Genomic DNA, 243 nt, shown 5'->3' on the forward strand with positions numbered 1-243 from the left:
GAAACATTTACGTTATTTTTAGCAATTATTGCTTTTATAAATTTGAAATTATGATCAGCGTTTATACTTTCTACTAAATCATACCATAATTGATGAGATTTTGGGTCTTTCATTTTTACTATATTAATTCTATCAATAACCTCATTGTTTTTTACTTCTTCAGCAGAATATATAATTGAATTCTTTTTATAAACCCCTTTTTCGAGGCCAAATTTAGAGTCTACGTTTTGTGAGGTTAATGCT

At 26.3% G+C, this 243-nt stretch carries 1 protein-coding gene; it reads right to left on the bottom strand.

Features of this window, described 5'->3' with window-relative positions; all coding sequences use genetic code 11:
• Nucleotides 1-243, bottom strand: a 243-nt coding sequence (locus SB679_RS25945; RefSeq protein WP_410705265.1) for a hypothetical protein, incomplete at both ends; no start/stop codon positions are given.

The organism is Chryseobacterium sp. SIMBA_029, from assembly GCF_046535275.1.
Lineage (GTDB): Bacteria > Bacteroidota > Bacteroidia > Flavobacteriales > Weeksellaceae > Chryseobacterium.